Consider the following 1,120-nt stretch of genomic DNA (forward strand, 5'->3'; position numbering starts at 1 on the left):
GCCCGCCTCCTGCATCTTCCGGTAGTACTTCTGGCTGAAGATCGATTTTCGGGACTGCCTGATGCTGTTCTGCTCGATCAGTACCGCACCCATCAGGCGGATCAGAGAACCCGTATTCGGGAAAATTCCAATCACCTGGGATCGGCGTTTCAGTTCCTTGTTCAGCCGTTCGATATGATTCGATGTCCGGAAATAGATACGCAGGGATTTCGGCAGGTTCATGACGGTCATAGAGCTTTCAAAGCCTTCTTCCAGACAAGCCATGGCGGATTCTGCGATGTCCCGGTATTCGTCGAGGATCTCATCCCGCTTCTTCCGAGCCTCCTTCATATCGCTGCAGCTGAACATCTCCTGAAGTTCCGCGCGAAGCCCCGATTGAAACTTCTTTGGCGCTTTGTCCGAGATGTTCCGCGAGAAATGGAACTGGCACCGCTGCCACGGAACGTCTGGAAAGACTCGATGCAGCGCATGGATCAGTCCCTCATGGGCGTCTGATGTGATCATCATCAGCCCGTCGAGACCACGGTTCCTAAGGCTCATCAGGAAGTCCGTCCAGGTCTCGCTGGATTCCTTCGGATAGGCTGAAAACCCAAGGATTTCACGCATTCCGCATTCATTCGTTCCGTAAGCGATCATCAGGGCCTTCGAAATGATCCGATTGTTTTCCCGGACCTTGAAATATGTCGCGTCAACGGTCAGAAACGGGTAAATTCCTTCGATCGGCCGATTGCGGAACGCTTCTACTTCCTGATCCAGATCCTGGCAGACCTCGGAGACCTGAGATTTGGAAACGGAAGTGCCGCAGAGCGTTTCGATCACATTGGAGACCTTTCGTGTGGAGACTCCGTTAACCACCATTTCCGCCATGGAAGCGATCAGAGCGGCTTCACTGCGGGAATAGTTGTCGAATACCAGCGTTTTGAACGGCTGGTTGCGATGCCGCGGAACTTCCAATGTGATGGTGCCGATCCGGGTCTTCAGGGTCCGGCTGCGGATGCCGTTGCGACTGTCTGTGCGTTCGTCAGAACGCTCATACGGCGCAGCCCGAAGCTGTTCCTGAGACTCCGCCTTCAGGATGCTGTTGAGACTGTTGGTGAGCAGTGTCCGGAACGCTTCATCG

General features: G+C 54.3%; 1 protein-coding gene. It reads right to left on the reverse strand.

Going from position 1 to position 1,120, the window contains the following annotated elements; all coding sequences use genetic code 11:
* The coding region (locus tag BLQ24_RS09935; protein ID WP_207644958.1) for an IS256 family transposase at positions 1–1,120 on the reverse strand (1,120 nt) is incomplete at both ends.

The sequence above is a fragment of the Eubacterium pyruvativorans genome (genome assembly GCF_900102225.1).
Classification (GTDB): domain Bacteria; phylum Bacillota; class Clostridia; order Peptostreptococcales; family Anaerovoracaceae; genus Aminicella; species Aminicella pyruvativorans.